At 61.4% G+C, this 19,828-nt stretch carries 16 protein-coding genes; 11 read left to right on the top strand and 5 right to left on the bottom strand.

The annotated features are described in order from the left end of the window. Positions 1-8 precede the first annotated feature (8 nt). Entirely contained in the window at positions 9-995 is a 987-nt protein-coding gene (locus tag TM1040_RS06725) for a 2-hydroxyacid dehydrogenase (protein WP_011537828.1), read from the bottom strand. Positions 996-1,157: 162 nt separating this feature from the next. Here TM1040_RS06725 and TM1040_RS06720 point away from each other — a divergent pair, with 162 nt between their 5' ends. Continuing rightward, the gene (locus tag TM1040_RS06720) at positions 1,158-1,760 is read left to right on the top strand and encodes an SH3 domain-containing protein (protein WP_011537827.1); all 603 of its coding nucleotides are present in this window, start codon (positions 1,158-1,160) and stop codon (positions 1,758-1,760) included. 14 nt (positions 1,761-1,774) lie between these two features. On the opposite strand, the gene TM1040_RS06715 is transcribed toward TM1040_RS06720, so the two are convergent. Continuing rightward, entirely contained in the window at positions 1,775-3,067 is a 1,293-nt protein-coding gene (locus TM1040_RS06715; RefSeq protein WP_011537826.1) for a glycosyltransferase, read from the bottom strand. A 500-nt stretch (positions 3,068-3,567) separates the two neighbouring features. On the opposite strand from TM1040_RS06715, the gene TM1040_RS06710 reads away from it, so the two are divergent. Both TM1040_RS06710 and TM1040_RS06705 read left to right on the top strand, forming a co-directional pair. Beyond that, positions 3,568-5,784, top strand: coding sequence for an NADP-dependent isocitrate dehydrogenase (locus TM1040_RS06710; protein WP_011537825.1), 2,217 nt, complete (start codon positions 3,568-3,570; stop codon positions 5,782-5,784). A gap of 219 nt (positions 5,785-6,003) precedes the next feature. Beyond that, a complete protein-coding gene (locus TM1040_RS06705) occupies positions 6,004-7,773 on the top strand; it encodes a methyl-accepting chemotaxis protein (protein ID WP_011537824.1) in 1,770 nt (589 codons plus the stop codon). 79 nt (positions 7,774-7,852) lie between these two features. Here the strand turns inward: TM1040_RS06705 and TM1040_RS06700 are convergent, their stop codons facing one another. Further along, a complete protein-coding gene (locus TM1040_RS06700; RefSeq protein WP_011537823.1) occupies positions 7,853-8,632 on the bottom strand; it encodes a 23S rRNA (adenine(2030)-N(6))-methyltransferase RlmJ in 780 nt (259 codons plus the stop codon). 118 nt (positions 8,633-8,750) lie between these two features. Here TM1040_RS06700 and TM1040_RS06695 point away from each other — a divergent pair, with 118 nt between their 5' ends. From TM1040_RS06695 to rodA, 6 genes are all read left to right on the top strand, one after another. Continuing rightward, positions 8,751-9,503 (top strand): hypothetical protein, encoded by a 753-nt coding sequence (locus TM1040_RS06695; protein WP_011537822.1) that lies wholly within the window; start codon positions 8,751-8,753, stop codon positions 9,501-9,503. A 199-nt stretch (positions 9,504-9,702) separates the two neighbouring features. After that, a complete protein-coding gene (locus TM1040_RS06690) occupies positions 9,703-10,749 on the top strand; it encodes a rod shape-determining protein (RefSeq protein WP_011537821.1) in 1,047 nt (348 codons plus the stop codon). Positions 10,750-10,804: 55 nt separating this feature from the next. Continuing rightward, positions 10,805-11,752, top strand: a complete 948-nt coding sequence (gene mreC, locus TM1040_RS06685) for a rod shape-determining protein MreC (protein ID WP_011537820.1) — start codon at positions 10,805-10,807, stop codon at positions 11,750-11,752. Beyond that, positions 11,745-12,284, top strand: coding sequence for a hypothetical protein (locus tag TM1040_RS06680; protein ID WP_011537819.1), 540 nt, complete (start codon positions 11,745-11,747; stop codon positions 12,282-12,284). The genes mreC and TM1040_RS06680 overlap by 8 nt, the downstream gene beginning before the upstream one ends. Continuing rightward, on the top strand, positions 12,281-14,227 hold the full coding sequence (gene mrdA / locus TM1040_RS06675; protein WP_011537818.1) for a penicillin-binding protein 2: 1,947 nt from the start codon (positions 12,281-12,283) through the stop codon (positions 14,225-14,227). The genes TM1040_RS06680 and mrdA overlap by 4 nt, the downstream gene beginning before the upstream one ends. After that, positions 14,224-15,363: a rod shape-determining protein RodA gene (rodA, locus tag TM1040_RS06670; RefSeq protein ID WP_011537817.1), complete on the top strand. Its 1,140-nt coding sequence runs from the start codon at positions 14,224-14,226 to the stop codon at positions 15,361-15,363. Before mrdA ends, rodA begins: the two co-directional genes overlap by 4 nt. Here the strand turns inward: rodA and TM1040_RS06665 are convergent. Beyond that, positions 15,360-16,205: a LysR family transcriptional regulator gene (locus tag TM1040_RS06665; RefSeq protein ID WP_011537816.1), complete on the bottom strand. Its 846-nt coding sequence runs from the start codon at positions 16,203-16,205 to the stop codon at positions 15,360-15,362. The genes rodA and TM1040_RS06665 overlap by 4 nt on opposite strands. Before the next feature lie 100 nt (positions 16,206-16,305). Between TM1040_RS06665 and TM1040_RS06660 the strand changes: the two genes are divergently transcribed. Together TM1040_RS06660 and TM1040_RS06655 are read left to right on the top strand one after the other, a co-directional pair. After that, entirely contained in the window at positions 16,306-16,716 is a 411-nt protein-coding gene (locus TM1040_RS06660) for a VOC family protein (RefSeq protein WP_011537815.1), read from the top strand. Beyond that, entirely contained in the window at positions 16,713-17,639 is a 927-nt protein-coding gene (locus TM1040_RS06655) for a 2-hydroxyacid dehydrogenase (RefSeq protein WP_011537814.1), read from the top strand. Before TM1040_RS06660 ends, TM1040_RS06655 begins: the two co-directional genes overlap by 4 nt. Before the next feature lie 80 nt (positions 17,640-17,719). Here TM1040_RS06655 and TM1040_RS06650 read toward each other — a convergent pair whose 3' ends face one another. Then, entirely contained in the window at positions 17,720-19,735 is a 2,016-nt protein-coding gene (locus tag TM1040_RS06650) for a M3 family metallopeptidase (RefSeq protein WP_011537813.1), read from the bottom strand. Positions 19,736-19,828 lie beyond the last annotated feature (93 nt).

The raw sequence follows: 19,828 nt of genomic DNA, 5'->3' as shown, positions 1-19,828 counted from the left end.
CTCTGCGCTTACAACATGGCAGGCACCACCTGATCCGGTGGGCGATGCCCATCTTCAAATGTCTTGATATTCAATAGAACCTTCTCGCCCATTTCGATCCGCCCCTCGATCGTAGCAGACCCCATATGAGGCAGGAGCACCACATTGGGCAGCTCGCGCAGGCGCGGATTAACGGTGGTACCATGTTCGTAGACATCAAGCCCACAGCCCGCGATTTCGCCCGCGCGCAGGCCGCGCGTCAGAGCGTTTTCGTCGATCACCTCCCCGCGCGAGGTGTTGACGATCACCGCATCGGGCTTCAGCAGCTTCAGGCGCCGCGCGTTCATCAAGTGAAAGGTCGAAGGCGTCGAGGGACAGTGGATCGAAATCACATCCATGCGGGCCACCATCTGATCAAGGCTTTCCCACCATGTTGCTTCGAGCTCTTCCTCGACCTCGGGACGCAGGCGCCGGCGATTGTTGTAATGCACCTGCATGCCAAAAGCGCGGGCACGGCGTGCGACGGCCTGACCGATGCGGCCCATGCCCAGAATGCCAAGTCGGCGCCCTGCAAGACGCCCGCCAAGCATGGCCGTGGGCGACCAGCCCTCCCAATCGCCGCGCTGCATGATCGCAAGACCCTCGGGAATGCGGCGCACGACAGCCATGATCAGCGCCATCGTCATATCGGCCGTGTCGTCGGTCAGCACGCCGGGGGTGTTGGAGACCAGAATGCCCCGTTGGCGCGCAGTGGCCACGTCGATATTGTCGACACCCGCGCCATAATTGGCGATCAGCCGCAGCCGCTCGCCCGCCTGCCCCAGAAGGCCTGCGTCAATCGTGTCGGTGACCGTCGGTACCAGCACATCCGCCTCTTTCATGGCGGCGGCCAGCTCTGTGCGGGTCATTGGGGTGTCGTCGGTGCGCAACCGCACGTCGAACAATTCGCTCAGGCGGGTTTCCACCGGCTCTGGCAACCGTCGCGTAACAACAACACTCAGGCGTTCTCTGGGCACGTGCCTTCTCCCTCGGGCTATGCAAGTCGTTCCATTCCATGACATCGTGTCGCAAGATAATTGCGGGTACAAGCACCCTTCCGCCCGCGCTTGCATTGCGCTAAGAGCCGATGCAGGATCAGCGGGTGACGAGATCATAAAAACAAGGCGCCCGAGACAACAATGGGCATCGAGGCCGTGCAGACATTCACTGAACAAAATGAACGCCCGCGCAGCCGCTCTGTGCGAGTCGCCCTGCGCGGGGCGCTTTGTGCACTTGTGATGGGTGGTTTCTTTGTCAGCACGGCCCCCGTCGCCACCGCGCAGGAGAGCGCGCCCGAGAGAGCTGCCGCGCAAACTCTTGGGCCGGTCACGAACCTGCCCCTGCCCCGCTACGTGTCCATGAAAGCCGCCGAAGGCAACGTGCGCCGTGGCCCGTCACTCAATCATCGTATCGACTGGGTGTTCAAACGCCGCGGGATGCCATTGGAGGTCACGGCCGAATATGGCCACTGGCGACGCGTGCGTGACCGGGATGGACAAGGAGGCTGGGTTCATTACGCGCTTTTGTCGGGGGTGCGCACGGTCTTGGTCGAACAGGATCTTGTGCAAGTGCGCGCACGCCCTCAGGAGGACGCGCCGGCGGTGGCCGCGTTTGAGCTTGGGGTTGTGGCCCAGCTTGGCGCCTGCACGCGCGACTGGTGCGAAATCACCGCCGGGGGACACAGCGGCTGGACGCACAAAGACAATCTCTGGGGCGTTGATCCGGACGAACTGCGCGAGTAACCCGTGCAGCAAACCTAGCGCTCCGCAACCACCCGCAGGATCCTCCCGCCTGGCCCACCCGGACCACGACGACTGGCGCTTGGTGCAAGGTATCGGCGAATGAGGTCGCACCGGTGCGCAAAGACTTTCTCATCGGTGAAAGGTGCAGCCTCGAGATGCGCCGATTGCATCAGCGTCGCAAGCGTATCCGGTGCCCCCTGCAGCATCGAAAGCGTCTGCGCCAATCTCTCTGTATCGCCCTGTGGCACCAGAATGCCGCCGCCATGTCCCGCAATCAGGTCCCGCGCATAGCCGCCCTCGTAGCCGACGATGGGCGTCGCGCCAGTGAGCGCCTCGATCAGACAGCGCGGCGACTCGGCGGTCTTGTGGCAAAAAAGGAATACATCCGCCCGCTGCAAGCGCGCACGCACCTCGGCGTGGTCCTCTAGAAATCCAGGCAAGCGGACTTGATCTTCGAGACCTGCGCGACGGACACGATTGCGCATCATCGCAAGACAACTTCCCTCGCCAAGCCATTCTGCCTCAAAAGGGATATTCAGCACGGCCAGCCGTTCGAGAACCGAGATCCAGTCACCTGGACCCTTCATGCCCTCGGCGCGTCCCGCATAAACGATTCGCAACGGTCGCGCCCCAAGCCCGGAGAGTTTCTTCTGAAGCGCACTGGTGCGAATGTGATCCCGGCCCGAAATGTGGATGTCATGAACCAGCTGTGGATTGGGGCTGAATCCCGCGTAGCTATCAAAGGTCTCCCGACCGTGAAACAGGCCCAGTGCGGCGCGCGAAATCAAGGCGCGCTCGAGCCAGGCCATAGGGCGACTGTAAAGACGCGATTTCAGACGCTGCTTCCAGTCGCCCCAGTCGCGTGATTTCCGCAGCACATCAGATTCGACCCGATCGGTCCAGATCGCAAAGCGCTTGCGCTGCCGGAGCGCCTCCAGCGCACAGACCGCCCCCCAATCCCCAAAGAGGCCCCCAATTGCGAAGCTGAGGTAGCTTGCTTCAGCCACAAGCGCGCCGATGCGACGGCGCTCTCGCCGCCACGCTCGAAGGAACTGCAGGGGGGTGAAAGCAGACGGAACCGTCTCCAGCCGCACCGCGGGCAAATCGGCCAGCGCCATGTCAACGGGGATCCAGCCCTTTGGAACGTCGTGATTTTTTTCGGGCATGAGGACCGTCACCCGGGAAAAATGCTGGGACCAGAGCCGCAGGCCATTCACCGCCTGACGCTCGATATAGAGCGTACCCGCGTCCCGATAGACCGGGACGGGTGCGTAAATGAACAGGTCGCCCGCTGCCATGCTTCTCATCACTTTCCTCCTACGCGCCGGGAAACGATTACATGCCGCACCCTCCCTGCACTCTGCGATGGCTGTTGCCATGGCTCTTGTCCGTGGACGCTCGGGCGCCCGGGGCGCGAAACAAAGCCCCCCTGCCGCTTCGCGCCCGCCTTGGTGCTGGTACGCTCCTCAGAGCACCCCACATTCCAATTTAACCATGTTATCACAGGCAATCGCTATTCAGCTACAGAATATGAGCGACGTCCGTAGGAACAGGGGGAACTCTCGCAAGGATAGGTCATGTCGCAAAGGGGGGGCGCACAAAGCGGCAAGCCTGCGCAACAATGCCGCGAAGTCGCATGCAGACAATTGCCTTGTGTCGTCTCGTGGTCTAGGAGAGGCGTGTGAACATCATGCATGCCCGGCGCAGGCCCCGCGCCCCCTGCCGGACAAGTATCAAGTGACGCGGCACACGCGCACCGAATTGACGACGAACAACAGCTTCCGAATTCGCAGAAAGGTTGTGGAACATGGCAGAAAATTCAACGCCGGACATTTTGTATACCATTGTAGACGAAGCGCCCGAGCTGGCCTCGGCATCTTTCCTGCCGATCATCCGCAAATTTGCGGATGCTGCCGGTGTCAGCGTTGGCACAAAGGACATTTCGCTGGCCGCACGCATTATCGCGACCTTCCCGGAGAACCTCACCGAAGAGCAGCGCCAAAGCGATGACCTCGCCGCGCTGGGCGAGCTGGTGAAGACCCCCGACGCAAATGTCATCAAACTGCCCAACATCTCTGCATCCGTGCCCCAGCTGGTGGCCGCGATCGAGGAACTGCAGGCGCAGGGGTACAAGCTGCCCGACTACCCCTACGAGCCCGCAACCGACGCGGAAAAGGAAATCCGCGCCCGCTACGACACCATCAAGGGCTCCGCGGTGAACCCAGTCCTGCGCGAAGGCAACTCGGACCGTCGTTCGGCCAAAGCCGTGAAGAACTACGCTCAGAACAACCCGCATTCGATGGGCGCATGGTCTGGCGACAGCAAGACCAAAGTCTCGTCGATGCCCGGCAACGACTTTTATGCCAACGAGAAATCCGCCACCATTTCCGCCGAGCAGGCCGGTGACGCGAAGATCGAATTTGTCGCAAAAGACGGGTCCGTCACCGTTCTGAAAGACGGCTGGCCGCTGGCAGAAGGCACGGTTGCCGATGCGACCTTCATGTCCGCCAAAGCGCTCGCCGCGTTCCTGTCTGGCGCGATCGAGGATACCAAGGCGGACGGCACCATGTTCTCGCTGCACATGAAGGCCACCATGATGAAGGTCTCCGACCCGATCATCTTTGGCCACGCGGTCAAAGCCTGGCTCGGCCCTGTGTGGGATAAACACGGCGCCGCAATTGCTGCCGCAGGTGGGTCGCCGAACTCCGGTCTGGGTGCGGTTCTGGCCGCCATCGACAGCCTGCCCAACGCAGATGAGATCAAATCCGAGATCGCCGCGCTCGAACGCCCCTCCATGTATATGGTGGACAGCGACAAGGGTATCACCAACCTGCATGTGCCCTCCGACGTGATCATCGATGCCTCCATGCCGGCCGTGATCCGTGCTGGCGGTAAGGGCTGGGACGAGACCGGCGCCAAGGGCGACACCAACTGCGTGATCCCCGACCGCTGCTACTCCACCGTCTATGACGAGACCATCAACTTCTTCAAAGCCAATGGCGCGCTCGACGTGACCACTGCCGGTTCGGTCGCAAACGTCGGCTTGATGGCGCAAAAGGCGGAAGAGTATGGCTCGCACCCGACGACCTTCGAAGCCCCGGCAGACGGCGAGATCCGCGTTATTCTGGCCAATGGCGAGACCCTGCACAGCCACGAAGTCGAGGCCGGCGACATCTGGCGCGCCTGCACCGTGAAAAAGGCTCCAATCGAGAACTGGATTCAACTGGCTTTGGACCGTCAGCGCCTGACCGGGTCCGAGGCGATCTTCTGGCTGGACGCAAACCGCGCCCATGACGCAGAGCTGATCAAATACGTCAAACCCGCGCTTGATGCGGCTGGCGTCGCCGACAAGTTCCTGATCATGGCGCCGCGCGAAGCCACCCGTCAGAGCCTCGAGACCATCACTGCGGGCAAGGACAGCATCGCCATCACCGGCAACGTGCTGCGCGACTACCTGACCGACCTGTTCCCGATCCTCGAGCTTGGCACCTCGGCCAAGATGCTGTCGATTGTGAAGCTGATGAACGGCGGCGGCTTGTTTGAGACCGGCGCAGGCGGTTCCGCGCCCAAACACGTGCAGCAACTGGTTGAGGAAAACCACCTGCGTTGGGACTCCATGGGTGAGTTCTGCGCTCTGGGCGAAAGCCTGAAGTTCCTCGCCGATGTCAAAGGCAACGAGAAGGCAGGCGTGCTTGGCGCAGCTGCCGAGGTTGCGACCCAAGGCATCCTCGACAACAACAAATCGCCCGAGCGCAAAGTCGGCCAGCCCGACAACCGCGACAGCCACTACTGGTTTGCCCGCTACTGGGCAGAAGCCCTCGCGGCACAGGGTGATGACGCGGAGCTGGCCGCGCATTTCAAACCGATTGCCGAGGCTCTTGCCTCCAACGAAGCGGCGATTCTGTCTGAACTCGCCGCCGCTCAGGGAGGCGCAGCCGACATCGGTGGCTATTACCACCCCTCCGTTGAAAAGAAGGCCGCCGTCATGCGCCCCTCTGCAACCCTCAACGGCATCATCGGCTGAGCCTGACCTCAGGATCAAAGTCCAAAAATCACAAGGCGCCCGGCACAGTCCGGGCGCTTTTTGCATGGTCAGAGGGGAAACCCGCCTCTGTTCCACAGGTGCATTGCATTTTTTGAATACCGGGTACCCGCAGGCGCATCAGATCGAGTCTGTAAAGCCGGTGTTAGGTTTTTTGTCAGAAAAAGGTCGCGAACCGAAAACACGCAAGGCCAAAAACCCATGCCCGCCGCATTTTACGGACTATCCACTCGGATCTACGCCCTTGTAGCGCTTGCGCTCGTCGCGGCCGCAAGCTTGACTTTCTACACCCTGAACCATGCCTCTCAGACCGCCTATGATCTTCGGGCGGGAGAGTTGCGCCACATAACAGACATCGCCCGCAGCCATCTGGACGCCCATAATGCCCGCGTCGAAGCCGGTGAAATGACCCAGGCCGAGGCGCAAGCCTCGGTGGCTCAAATTCTCAATGATCTGCGCTTTGGCGAAAACGGCTATGTCTATGCCTTTGACAGCGACATCGTCTATTCCGTCCACCCCTTCCGCCCGCAATGGGTTGGAGGTGAGAGCCAGCGCGACCTGAAGGACGTGCATGGCAACCGGATCTTCGAAAACATCCTCGGCAATCTGGATGCTGAGGGGCACTCGCTCTCGACGATCTATTTCGAGAACCCCGCGACCAAAGCCGTCGAACCCAAGCTCACATACGCACAATATTATGAACCCTGGGACTGGTACCTTGGGACCGGCGCCTACATGAACGACATTGAGGCCGACATCGCGCAAATGCGGATGCAGGCCCTGATGGGGCTTGGTGTTGCCCTCGCCGTGTTGATCGGCGTATCGCTCTTGATTATCCGCAGCATGCTGCCGCCTCTTGATGCGCTCAAGGCACGTATGGCCACCATGGCCGATGGCGACCTGGACGCGGATGTGCCGGGCCTGTCGGATCGCAGCGAGATCGGCCAAATGGCGCATGCAGTGGCGAATTTCCGGGATGGGCTGCAAATGCAGGCAGCACTGGAAGCAGAGGCGCACATCAAGGATGAGGAACGCCAGCGCGTCGTCGCCATCCTAAGCCAGCGTCTCGCGAAATTTGCCCAGGGGGATCTCACCGTGCGCGTCGATGACGCCATGCCCGACGAGTTCCGGCAGGTGGCAGAAGACTTTAACGCAACGGTTACGCAGATCTCCGACCTGATGCGCACGCTGGTCGCCGGGGTGGAGCGGATTGAGAGCGAAAGCGAATCCCTCGACAGCTCCTCGCGTGAGCTTGGCATGCGTACGGAAACCCAGGCAGCCTCTCTCGAAGAAACGTCCGCGGCCCTCACAGAGCTCTCGGCTTCGGTGAAAAACTCTGCCGAAGAGAGCCGCGCAGCCTCCGAGCGGGTGCAGCAGGCCAGCGAACGGACCGAGCGCGGCGCGCAGGTGGTCCGGCGCACCATTGAGGCCATGCAGGGGATCGAGGAAAGCTCCGACAAGATCTCGAGCATCACCTCTTTGATCGACGATATCGCCTTTCAGACCAGCCTGCTGGCGCTCAACGCCGGGGTTGAGGCCGCACGCGCGGGCGAAGCCGGCCGCGGGTTTGCGGTTGTGGCTGGCGAGGTGCGCGCTTTGGCCGGGAAATCCTCAGATGCGGCGCGCGAGATCGCAGAGTTGATCACAAACGCCAGCCGCGAGGTGGAGACCGGTGTGTCACTGGCGCGCGACTCTGGCACGGCTCTTGACGAGATCAACGCGCATATCTCCGCCATCAACGAAACCGTCAGCGCCCTTGCTGAGGCGGCCCGGGAACAAGCCACAAGCCTCTCGGAGATCACCTCCGCCGCCGACCAGCTTGATCAGGTCACACAGCAGAACGCGGCAATGTTCGAGGAAACCTCTGCTGCAACCCAGCGCCTGCGGGATGAGGCAAACGCCCTGGCTCAGAACGCCCGTCAGTTTCAGGTTGATGACGCGGATCCCGCTGCGCAACGCCGGGCCTCATAAGACAGCCCGCTCGCCCCTGACACCCAACCGTCCGCATCCCCGTGCGGGCGGTTTCCCTTTTCAAACGCGCCAGCTTCAATCAGAGCGACGCAAATTTCGCATCAAGACGCACGGCTTCCTGTGACAACCCAAAGGGTGCATTCACCACGAACATCCCGGAGCCAACCATCCGATGCCCGTCGCGCGCCGGGGCAAAGCGCACCTCATGGCGGAAAACCTCCGGCAATGCGTGCGCCTCAAGCGCCTTCAGCATCGGGACATGCGTGCCGTCGCTCAGGATCGGGTACCACAGCGCGATCACGCCGACATTCCATTTGCGGTGCAGTTTTGCGATGATACCGGGAATACGGGCGTAGTCGGCTTTGATTTCATAACTCGGATCGATCAGCACTAGCCCCCGGCGCGGCTCTGGCGGTGCCAGCGACTGCACCATCTCAAAACCATCCTGGACATGAACCTTTGCGCCCGACCCGCGCATGGCTTCACGCAGCGCCGCTGCTTCCTGCGGGTGAAGTTCTGCCAGATGCAGCCTGTCGCCAGGGCGCAGCAGCTCTGCCGCGATCTGAGGCGAGCCCGGATAGCTGGTCGCCCCATGCTGCGCCTGGACCAGCTCCAGCACACGCGCATATGGGTGCTCCGGGGCAAACCAGTCGCGCGCAATATCGATCCCCTTCGCGGCCTCGCCTGTTTTCAGCGCCTCCGAAGAACCAAGATCATAGAGCGCACGTCCCGCATGGGTTTCCAGGTAACTCAGCGGTTTGTCCTTTTGGGTCATGTAGTCCAGCATCCACGCCAAAAGCGCGTGTTTCTGGACATCCGCAAGATTTCCCGCGTGATAGATATGTTGATACGACAGCATATGCGTCCCTTAGCTGTAATGCGGGGTTTGCGAAAGAGGCTCCGCGCGCGCCCTAAACCAAATCTCAACCACATTGCGGCAAATTGAGTGGCGAAATCACCCGCAGAAGCAGGTCCATATGTCCCTCAGAACGAGCCTCAAGCCCGGCGTCGCGATTGCGCTGGCGCTTATCTTCTCCCTCCCACACAGCGCGCTGCACGCAAATTCCGCGGGGTTTTCTCTGGTGGGGGATGGGGGCTTCTTCATGCGCACCTCTACCCCGTCGGCGCGCGAGGCGATCCTGAATGACGATGCCACGGGGCGTGGCGCAGTTTCGATGAACCCGAGCGCCGCAAGCCTTTTTCGCGGGCGCAGCAGCGGAAGTCTATTTGCACGCGCTGCCGTTGCGGTTGGTGTCGATGTAGCAGAGATCATGAACGTGATCGCCAGCGCCGAGGCCGGGCGGGCCAACTATGACGCGGTCCAGCATGGCGCCAAGATCAAGCCACCTGCAAAACCCACCGACATGACGCTGCTGGAAATCTATACCTGGATCGACGCAACACCGGGGCAGCCGCATGCGATCGGCCGGTATCAGTTCATTCCTGCCACCCTGCGCCGCCTGGTGAAACACCAGGGCGTGCCTTTGGGGCGCAAGTTCAACAAGTCCTTGCAGGACCAACTGGCGCATCAGCTGATTGAAGAAGCGGGCCTGTCGCAGTTCAAGGCTGGCGAAATCAGCCAGACCAAGTTCATGAACAACCTCGCCAAGATCTGGGCCGGGCTACCGACCTCGAACGGAAAATCCTATTATCACAACTACGCAGGAAACCGCGCCACGGTCACATGGGATACCTACAAGGCGCGCATGGATGCCATCTTTTCTGGCTGACGCGCTGACCTACGAGACGGGCCTGTTGTGCGGGAATTGCGCAGAGGGGACAGATTGGCCCTGTTTACAGGCGAAAAGACGCTAGGTGCTCCCAATACTCCCTTTTACGGCAGGCCTGCCACGCTTATAAGGGCACAGTCAGTGGCCCGGCAAAAGAGTCGCGGCCCAGCAATTGCAGTACTCACAGGATCCCTTCTACATGGCGCTCTTCGGAAATCTCGGCGGTCTGTTCACCTCGGACATGGCCATTGACCTCGGTACCGCAAACACGCTGGTCTACGTCAAGGGTCGAGGCGTCATCCTGTCGGAACCCTCAGTGGTGGCCTATCACGTTAAGGATGGCGTGAAAAAGGTGCTCGCAGTGGGCGAGGACGCCAAACTGATGCTGGGACGGACCCCGGGCTCCATCGAGGCGATCCGCCCGATGCGTGAAGGTGTGATTGCGGACTTCGATACCGCAGAAGAGATGATCAAACACTTCATCCGCAAGGTCCACAAACGCTCCACCTTTTCAAAGCCGAAGGTGATCGTCTGCGTCCCGCACGGCGCCACGCCTGTGGAAAAACGTGCGATCCGCTCGTCGGTTCTGGCCGCCGGGGCGCGCCGTGCTGGCCTCATTGCCGAACCGATTGCCGCAGCGATCGGGGCCGGCATGCCGATCACCGATCCGACCGGTAACATGGTTGTCGACATCGGCGGCGGCACCACCGAAGTCGCAGTTCTGTCACTGGGCGACATCGTTTACGCGCGCTCCGTGCGCGTCGGTGGCGACCGGATGGACGAGGCAATCATCTCCTATCTGCGCCGCCAGCAGAACCTTTTGATCGGGGAGGCCACGGCCGAACGGATCAAGACTTCCATCGGCACCGCCCGGATGCCTGACGATGGCCGAGGCCAGTCGATGCAGATCCGCGGGCGCGACCTGCTGAACGGTGTCCCAAAGGAGATCGAGATCTCTCAGGCCCAAGTCGCCGAGGCGCTTGCCGAACCGGTTCAGCAGATCTGCGAGGCGGTGATGACGGCACTGGAAACCACGCCACCCGATCTGGCCGCAGACATCGTCGACCGGGGCGTGATGCTCACCGGGGGCGGCGCGCTTCTTGGCGATCTGGATCTGGCCCTGCGCGAGCAGACCGGCCTTGCGGTTTCCATCGCAGATGAAAGCCTCAACTGTGTGGCTCTTGGCACCGGCAAGGCGCTGGAATACGAAAAGCAGCTGCGTCACGCGATCGACTACGACAGCTGACGTCCCGAACAGAGCGGACATGGCTCTGGTTTGAAAGACTGCTGGAAGGAGAGCCTTGGCCAAAGATCGGTCACAGCGCGAAGACTATGCAGGCCCGCTCAAGCGTTTGCTTGTCGGGCTTTTGGTGTTGGTTCTGGCGGTAATATTTCTGGTCTGGCGCATCGACAGCCCCCGTGTGGAGCGATTTCGCGCGCAGGTGGTGGATGCGGTGGTGCCCAATATGCAATGGGCGATGGCGCCGGTCACCGGCGCGATCAATCTGGTGCGCGATTTTCAAAGCTATCAACGTCTGTCGGAACAGAACCGCGAGTTGCGCTCCGAGTTGCGGCAGATGCGTGCCTGGAAAGAAGCAGCCTTGCAGCTGGAGCAGGAAAACGCCCGCCTTCTGGATTTGAACAACGTCCGTCTTGATCCGCAGCTAACCTATGTCACCGGCGTGGTTTTGGCGGACTCGGGGTCTCCCTTTCGGCAGTCGGTGCTTTTGAATGTCGGCGCGAGAGACGGCATTCAGGACGGCTGGGCCGCGATGGATGGGATCGGGCTGGTCGGGCGTATTTCCGGCACCGGGCTCGATACCGCGCGGGTGATCCTGCTGACCGACGCCGCAAGCGCGGTGCCTGCAACTCTGCAGCCCTCTGGCCAGACCGCCCTGGTGAGCGGAGACAACACCGCCGCGCCGCTGTTGAATTTCGTCGAAAACCCGGAGCTGGTGCGCCCGGGTGACCGGGTCGTCACATCCGGAGACGGCAAGGTCTTTCCGCCCGGCCTGCTGATCGGACAGGTCGCGCAGGACCGCGCGGGACGGTTGCGGGTGCGGCTCTCGGCGGACTATGAGCGGCTGGAATTCTTGCGTGTGCTGCGCCATCAGGGCAGCGCCCCCATAAGCGATCCCGGCGCTCTGATCGCGCCAGTGCCCGACGATATGATCCCCCTGCCTCGCCCCGAAGGTTTTTTGGAGCGCGCGGCCCCGGGTGGAACACAGGATGAGGGTGACAATGGCTAAGACCTCTCCGGCTGCGATCTGGCTCATGCGTGCGGTCTTTGCCGGGGTGGCGCTGTTGATCATGTTCTTTCACCTGCTGCCGCTTGATACGATGCCCCGGCGGTGGAGCCCGCCGGATCTGCTGCTTGCCTTTGCGCTGGCGTGGTCCTCGCGTCGTCCCGATTTCGTGCCACCGCTGCTGATCGCGGCGGTCATGCTTTTGGCAGACTTGCTGTTTCAACGTCCGCCCGGTCTCTGGGCCTTGCTGGCGCTTCTGGCCTGCGAGTTCTTGAAATCACGCCTCTCGACCCATCGCGAAACTCCGTTTTTGGGGGAATGGGTGGCCGTGAGCATCGTGATGATCGCCATCGCTTTGCTCAACCGGATGATCCTTGGCATTCTGGCGGTGGAACAGGCGCATATCGCGCTGATTCTGGTGCAAGTCATCATGACGATCGCCGCTTATCCGCTCGTTGTGCTGATAAGCCAGAGCCTGTTCGGAGTACGTCGCCTGTCGGCGGCGGATGCAGAAACCCTTGGAGCGCGCCTGTGAAACGCAATCAGAAAGATCAGGATCACAGCCATCGCAAACTCGCCCGTCGCACCTTGCTGCTCGGGGGGCTTCAGCTCGGATTCACCGGGGCGCTGGCCATGCGCATGCGGTTTTTGCAGGTGGATCAGGCCGACCAGTTCCGCCTGCTTGCCGAAGAGAATCGCATCAACATTCGCCTGCTCGCGCCCAGCCGAGGCGAGATCTATGATCGCAACGGCAATATCATCGCTCAGAACTCGCCCTCCTACCGGATCGTTCTGGTGCCTGAGGACGCCGGCGATGTGGAAGAGGTGATCGCCAATCTCAACCGGCTGCTGCCCCTCGACGAAGAGGATCTGGAGCGCGCTCGCAACGAGATGCGCCGCTCGCGTCCTTTCCTGCCCATTACTTTGGCAGATCAGATCTCTTGGGATGATATTTCCAAGGTCGCGGTGAATGCCCCGGCCCTGCCCGGCATCACACCCGAGGTCGGCCTCTCCCGCGTTTATCCACAAGGCCCTGATTTTGCACATGTTGTGGGCTATGTCGGGCCGGTTTCGGACTATGATCTTTCCAAAATGGAAGACCCGGATCCCGTGCTGCTCACGCCGCGTTTCCAGTTTGGCAAAGTCGGATTTGAGTCCAAGCAAGAGGACTCGTTGCGTGGCAAAGCCGGGATCAAGCGGGTCGAAGTCAACGCCGCAGGCCGGGTGATGCGAGAGCTTGACCGGCGAGAAGGTGAGCCGGGCGCGGATATGCAGCTGACGCTGGATGCAGATCTGCAAAGCTATGTGCAGGCGCGCCTTGGCTCCGAGAGCGCTGCGGCAGTCATTATGGATGTGGAGAACGGCGATCTCAGGGCGATCTGCTCAAGCCCGAGTTTTGATCCCAACCTTTTTGTGCGCGGGATTTCGGTCGCGGATTATCGCGCGCTCACCGAAGACCCTTACCGCCCGCTGGCCAATAAAACCGTGCAAGGCACCTACCCGCCCGGCTCCACCTTCAAGATGGTCACTGCCCTTGCAGGACTCGAGGCGGGAGTCATCACACCGGCCGAGACCACGTGGTGCCCCGGTCACCTCGAGGTTTCGGGGCGGCGGTTCCACTGTTGGAAACGCGCCGGGCATGGCCATGTGAACCTCTTGGATTCACTCAAGAGCTCCTGTGACGTCTATTATTACGATCTCGCAATCAAAGTGGGCATGGATCGCATTTCCGAGATGGCCAACAGGCTTGGGCTTGGTGTACGCCACGATCTGCCGATGTCTGCCGTTGCGGCGGGTCTTGCCCCCAACCGGGAATGGAAATCACGCACCTACGGTCAGGACTGGCTCGTAGGGGACACGGTGAACGCATCGATTGGACAAGGCTATATGCTTGCCTCCCCCATGCAGCTTGCGGTGATGACCGCCCGGATTGCATCGGGGCGCGAGATCTCGCCCCGATTGGTGAAATCCATCAATGGGATCGAACAGCCCTCCGGCCTGGGGGAGCCACTCGGGCTCAACCAGAACCACCTGAACCATGTCCGCAAATCCATGTACGCCGTGAGCAATGACCGTCGCGGTACCGGCTACCGCTCGCGGATCATTGCAGAGGACATGCGCATGGCCGGAAAATCCGGCACCAGCCAGGTGCGCAATATCACCGCCGCCGAACGCGCGTCGGGCGTGATCCGCAACCAGGATCTGCCGTGGGAGCGGCGCGATCATGCGCTCTATGTCTGCTATGCGCCCTATGACAATCCCAAATACGCTGTCTCGGTCGTGGTGGAACACGGCGGGGGCGGCTCCACCGCAGCCGCGCCTATTGCACGGGATGTGCTGCTGCAGGCCCTCTATGGCGGCACGCCCCCGCTCGAGGCCTACCCGAGAGGCGATCGCAGCAAGATCCAAGCGCAACAGGAACGTCTCCAGCGCGAAATGCATCAGCGTGAGGAAAGCGGCGGGAGCGACCGGGCATGAGCTATCTTGAGTATCACGCCAAATCGACCCCGACCGGCCTGCGCAAGATCCTGTTTCTGAACTGGCCCCTGGTGCTGCTGCTCTGCGCGGCTGCAGGCGTTGGCTTCTTGATGCTCTATTCGGTGGCGGGCGGGTCATTCTCGCCCTGGGTCGAACCGCAGGCCAAGCGTTTTCTGGTCGGGCTCGGCGTGATGCTGGTGGTGGCGATGGTGCCGATCTGGTTCTGGCGCAATATCTCAGTGCTGGCCTATCTGATGGCGCTTGTGCTGCTGGTAGCGGTCGAGCTGTTTGGCTCCGTCGGCATGGGGGCGCAGCGCTGGGTCGATATCGGACCGCTCCGATTGCAACCTTCCGAGCTTATGAAGATCACCCTCGTGATGGTGCTTGCGGCCTATTACGACTGGCTGCCCGCCAATCGCACCTCGCGGCCGCTGTTCGTGCTCGTGCCGGTGTTCTTAATCCTTGCACCGACCTTTTTGGTGCTGAAACAGCCTGACCTTGGGACCTCTATCCTTCTGTTGACAGCGGGCGGCGGGGTGATGTTCCTGGCCGGGGTACATTGGGCCTATTTTGCTGCAGTGATTGCCGCCGCCGGTGGGCTGGTCGCCGCTGTTTTCCAGAGCCGGGGCACCGACTGGCAACTGCTGAAGGATTATCAGTACCGCCGCATCGACACGTTTCTCGATCCTTCCCAAGATCCACTCGGGGCTGGCTATCACATCACGCAGTCAAAGATCGCGCTTGGGTCCGGGGGCTGGTCCGGGCGCGGTTTTATGCAGGGTACGCAGTCGCGCCTGAACTTTCTGCCGGAAAAGCACACCGATTTCATCTTCACCACACTTGCCGAAGAGTTCGGCTTTGTGGGCGGCGTAATGCTTCTGTCGATCTATGTGATGATCATCGTCTTCTGCGTTGCCACCGCGATCTCGGCCCGGGACCGGTTCTCCTCGCTGGTGACACTCGGCATCGCACTCAACTTCTTTTTGTTCTTTGCGGTCAACATGTCGATGGTGATGGGGCTCGCACCTGTGGTCGGCGTGCCCTTGCCACTGGTCTCCTATGGCGGCTCGGCCATGCTGGTGCTCCTCGCTGCATTCGGGATTGTCCAGAGCGCCAACGTCCATCGCCCGCGCTAAGGGCCGCCTTCCTGCCCGATCCCCTCGCGCACCAATGTCAGAAACGGGCTGTCCTGATCGCGCAGACGGTGCAGCAGGCCAATGCTACGATAAACACCAGGCCACGCGGTGAACCGGGCTGCGGGCGCATGGCGCGCCAGACTGCGCCACGCTGGCAGCACCGCTTGACCGACACCATCCTCGACCATCTGCGCCAGCGCTTCGAGCGCATCCATTTCCACCAAGACAGACGGGTTTGGCTCGCGCGCAGTCAAGGCCGACCAACAGATCGCCCCGCCCCAGGCTTCACGCGAATAGACCAGATAAGGCAAGGTGCTGGCGCTATCCAAAGCTGGGCGTAACAACCCAACGGGCTCTTGAAACATCTGCTGGAACCGCAGGGATTTTGGCAGCGACAAAGGCGGCTCCACCACCAGCGCCAAATCGATTTCTTCTGCCTCCAGAAGAGCCATCAAACCCGGCGAGGTCCCGGGAACAAACCGCAGATCCACATCGGGAGCCGCGTGATGCAGATGCCGCAAAAGCTGCGCCGCCCAGTCCCCAAGCGCGGTAGAGATCGCCCCCACCCGCAAGGGCCCTGCCAGCCTCTGACCCCGCAAGTCCGCGCGCAAGTCCTGTTCCAGCCGAAGCATCGCCCGCAGCCGGGGCAGCACGCTGCGACAGGCATGCGTGGGCTGCACCATTCGCCCCTCGCGCCGCAAAAGCGTGACGCCCAGTTCAGCCTCAAGTGCAGAGATCCGCTGCGACAGCGCCGAGGCCGTCACCCCGCTGCGCCGCGCCGCAGCCGCGATCGAGCCCTCCTCGATTATGGCCAGCAAGCTCGCTACGAATCTCGTATCCACAGTTTTCCTTACGATTGAAGATCCAAAAACAAGCTAGCATGTGCATGTCCGGGAGCGCTATGGGTAACATGACCCGCACTCAAGACGCAGGAGACGCCGCATGAGCATCTTTCACCTCGCCTATCACGTCGATGATCTGGACGCCGCACGCCGCTTTTATGGCGAAACGCTTGGCTGCCGGGCCGGGCGCAGCACCGACACCTGGATCGACTTCAACTTCTTTGGCCATCAGATCTCGCTGCACAAGGGCGCGCCCTTTGAAACCGCCAAGACCGGCCGCGTCGGAGAGCATATGGTGCCTATGCCGCATCTCGGTGTGATCCTTCCGCAAGACGAATGGGTACGCCTTGCAGAGCGGCTGCATGACGCAGGCGTCGAATTCGAAATTCCGCCCACCACCCGGTTCAAAGGAGAACCGGGCGAGCAAAGCACCATGTTCTTCTACGACCCGGCTGGAAACCCGATCGAGGTCAAAGGCTTTGCCGATATGGACGGAGTGTTTGCAACATGATCAATGCGCTTTTTGCAGCCCGTCCGGAACGGTGGGACACCTATGAGCCAACCCTGCGCGCTGCGTTCGAGGCCGAGGGGCTCGCAGTCGATCTGCGCCAGGATTTCGCGCCCGAGGACGTGGATTACATAGTCTATGCGCCCAATTCAGACCTTCAGGACTTTCGCCCCTACACGCGCTGCAAAGCGGTCCTGAACCTCTGGGCCGGGGTGGAGAAGATCACCACCAATGAGACCCTGACCCAACCGCTCTGCCGTATGGTCGACCCTGGCCTGACGCAATCCATGATCGAATGGGTCACGGGCCATGTGCTACGGTATCATCTGGACATCGACCGCTCTCTCGCGCTGCAGAACAGCTGGTCGCCCTATATCCCGCCGCTTGCCGAAGAGCGCCCCATCACCATTCTCGGCCTCGGCGCTCTGGGCCAGGCCTGCGCCACGGCTTTGACGCAACTCGGCTTTCCCGTCTCCGGATGGTCGCGCACCGCCAAATCTGTTGCGGGCGTGACCTGTCACCACGGACCAGAGGGCCTGAATGCAGCGCTTGCGGAGGCGCAGATCGTTATCCTGCTCTTGCCGGATACGCCTCACACCCAAAACATCCTGAATGCGCAAAGCCTCGCTCGGCTGCCCAAGGGCGCACGCATCATAAACCCCGGCCGCGGCCCCCTGATCGACGACGAGGCCCTGCTTGCGGCGCTCGAAACGGGGCAGATCGCACATGCGACCTTGGATGTGTTCCGGATTGAGCCCCTGCCCGAGGATCATCCCTATTGGGCCCATCCCAAAGTCACTGTGACCCCTCACATCGCGGCTGAAACCCGCCCCATCACGGCCTCACGCGTGATTGCGGAGAATATTCGCCGCGGCGAAGCAGGTGAGGATTTTGTGCATCTCGTCGACCGGAACCGCGGCTATTGACGACGAAGGGCGCCCAACTTGGCGCCCCTCTTCATCTTTCCCAAATCTCCCCATCGGGGGCCGCGCCCCAGAAGGGGCGCTCACTTGGCGGCCAGCCCACGCCCTTTCAAAAGCGCGTCCACCCCCGGAAGTCGCCCCCGGAACGCCGTATACAGCTCAGCGGCATCCTCAGAGCCCCCTTTGGACAGAATGTGTGCCTCAAGCGCCGCAGCGCGTGCAGGATCAAAGGCGCCGCCGGCTTCCTCAAAGGATTCAAAAGCATCGGCGTCCATTACCTCTGACCACATATAGCTGTAGTAGCCCGAGGAGTACCCGTCGCCTGAGAAAACATGCGCAAACTGCGGCGTAGCATGGCGCATGACAATCGCTGCCGGCATGCCGATCTGTGCGAGAACCTCGGCCTGTTTGACCATCGGATCCTCGGGTGCGCTGCCATCATGAAATTCCAGATCCACCAATGCGGACGCCACATATTCGACGGTCTGGAACCCCATGTTGAAGGTCGCAGCCCCAAGCACCTTGTCGAGCATCTCCTTCGGCATCGGCGCGCCGGTCTCTGCATGGGTGGCAAACTCCTGCAGTACCTCGGGCACCTCCAGCCAATGCTCATAGAGCTGGCTCGGGAGTTCCACAAAATCGCGCGCCACGGAGGTCCCGGAGACACTCTCATAGGTTACATTCGACAGCATCTGGTGCAGCGCATGGCCAAACTCGTGGAACAGCGTGCGCGCATCGTCATAGGACAACAACGCCGGGTCGCCTTTGGCAAAGTTGCAGACATTGACCACGATTGGCGTCTGTTCCTCGGGGAATTTCGCCTGCGCACGCATAGCCGAACACCACGCGCCGGACCGCTTTGATCCCCGCGCGAAATAGTCCCCAATAAACACCGCCAGATGCTTGCCTTCCCGCGTAACCTCCCAGGCGCGGCAGTCCTTGTGATAAAGCGGCACATCAAGAGGTGCGAATTCCAGGCCAAACAGACGATTTGCGCAGGCAAAAGCCGCCTCAATCATCCGGTCGAGCTGCAGGTATGGTTTGAGTTCGGCTTCGTCGAGATCATGTTCTATCTTGCGACGTTTTTCTGCGTAGTAATGCCAATCCCAAGGCGCCAGATCGCCATTGATGCCGTCCTCATGCATCATCCGCGTCAACACCTCGGCGTCCTTGTCCGCCTGCGCCTTGGCTGGCCCCCAGACATCCATCAACAGCTCACGCACCGCCTCCGGCGTTTTGGCCATCTCGGTTTCCAGCTTGTAGGCCGCAAAATTCCTATAGCCCAAGAGCTTGGCCCGTTCTTCACGCAGCGACAGGATCTCTGCCGCAATCGCCCGGTTGTCATGTGCGCCGCCATTTGCCCCTCGTGCAGCCCAGGCCCGAAAGGCCTTTTCACGCAGGTCCCTGCGCGGCGAGAACTGCAGGAAAGGCGTCACGATAGAGCGCGCAAGCGTAATGACCGGCCCGGAAACGCCTTTTTCGGCCCCCGCGGTCCGTGCGGCCTTCACAACAAAATCAGGAAGCCCCTCAAGATCGTCCTCGGAGAGCTCCATGAACCAGTCCCGCTCATCCGCAAGCAGGTTCTGGGTGAAATTGGTGCCAAGCGTCGCAAGGCGGGATTTGATCTCCTGCATGCGGGTATCTTCCGCGCCATTGAGCGCCGCGCCGCCGCGCACAAACCCACGATGGGTGAGCATCAGGACACGGGCCTGTTCGTCGGTCAGGTCCAGAGTGTCGCGTTGGTCCCACACCGCCTGCACCCGTGCATAAAGTGCCTTATTGGCAGTAATGGCCGAGAAATGCGCCGCAAGATTCGGAGAGAACGCGCGCTGGAGCGCCTCGCGCGCCGGGTTGCTGTCCGCCCCGGCCACCGAGAAAAACACCGACAGCACCTGTTCAAGTGGCTGGCATGGCGTCTCGAGAGCCTCGATCACATTGGCGAATGTGGGCGGCGCGGGGTTGGTGGCAATCGCATCGATCTGCGCAGTATGCGCCTTTAGCGCCTCATCAAGCGCAGGCGCAAAGTCTTCGTCGGAAATCTGATCGAACGGGGCAATCCCAAAGGGCGTTTGCCAGTCGCGAAGCAGCGGATTTGTCATATGAGGTCTCCTTTGCACCGACGCTAGCGCCTTCACCGGGGACCTGCAATCTGTCTGCGGTGTTTCGGTTTTCGCTGGCCTAAGACCCCGGAT

Source organism: Ruegeria sp. TM1040, assembly GCF_000014065.1.
Classification (GTDB): Bacteria; Pseudomonadota; Alphaproteobacteria; order Rhodobacterales; family Rhodobacteraceae; genus Epibacterium.
The sequence above is the reverse complement of the archived record's forward strand: the minus strand, read 5'-3'. Positions and strand labels throughout refer to the sequence as shown.

What these genes read in the sequence shown, in the direction of transcription:
- TM1040_RS06660 (WP_011537815.1), top strand. Translation starts at nt 16,306, where the DNA reads ATGAGCATCTTTCACCTCGCCTATCACGTCGATGATCTGGACGCCGCA.
- TM1040_RS06710 (WP_011537825.1), top strand. Translation starts at nt 3,568, where the DNA reads ATGGCAGAAAATTCAACGCCGGACATTTTGTATACCATTGTAGACGAA.
- rodA (WP_011537817.1), top strand. Translation starts at nt 14,224, where the DNA reads ATGAGCTATCTTGAGTATCACGCCAAATCGACCCCGACCGGCCTGCGC.
- TM1040_RS06680 (WP_011537819.1), top strand. Translation starts at nt 11,745, where the DNA reads ATGGCTAAGACCTCTCCGGCTGCGATCTGGCTCATGCGTGCGGTCTTT.
- TM1040_RS06690 (WP_011537821.1), top strand. Translation starts at nt 9,703, where the DNA reads ATGGCGCTCTTCGGAAATCTCGGCGGTCTGTTCACCTCGGACATGGCC.
- TM1040_RS06700 (WP_011537823.1), bottom strand. Translation starts at nt 8,632, where the DNA reads ATGCTGTCGTATCAACATATCTATCACGCGGGAAATCTTGCGGATGTC.
- TM1040_RS06695 (WP_011537822.1), top strand. Translation starts at nt 8,751, where the DNA reads ATGTCCCTCAGAACGAGCCTCAAGCCCGGCGTCGCGATTGCGCTGGCG.
- TM1040_RS06705 (WP_011537824.1), top strand. Translation starts at nt 6,004, where the DNA reads ATGCCCGCCGCATTTTACGGACTATCCACTCGGATCTACGCCCTTGTA.
- TM1040_RS06715 (WP_011537826.1), bottom strand. Translation starts at nt 3,067, where the DNA reads ATGAGAAGCATGGCAGCGGGCGACCTGTTCATTTACGCACCCGTCCCG.
- TM1040_RS06720 (WP_011537827.1), top strand. Translation starts at nt 1,158, where the DNA reads ATGGGCATCGAGGCCGTGCAGACATTCACTGAACAAAATGAACGCCCG.
- TM1040_RS06655 (WP_011537814.1), top strand. Translation starts at nt 16,713, where the DNA reads ATGATCAATGCGCTTTTTGCAGCCCGTCCGGAACGGTGGGACACCTAT.
- TM1040_RS06650 (WP_011537813.1), bottom strand. Translation starts at nt 19,735, where the DNA reads ATGACAAATCCGCTGCTTCGCGACTGGCAAACGCCCTTTGGGATTGCC.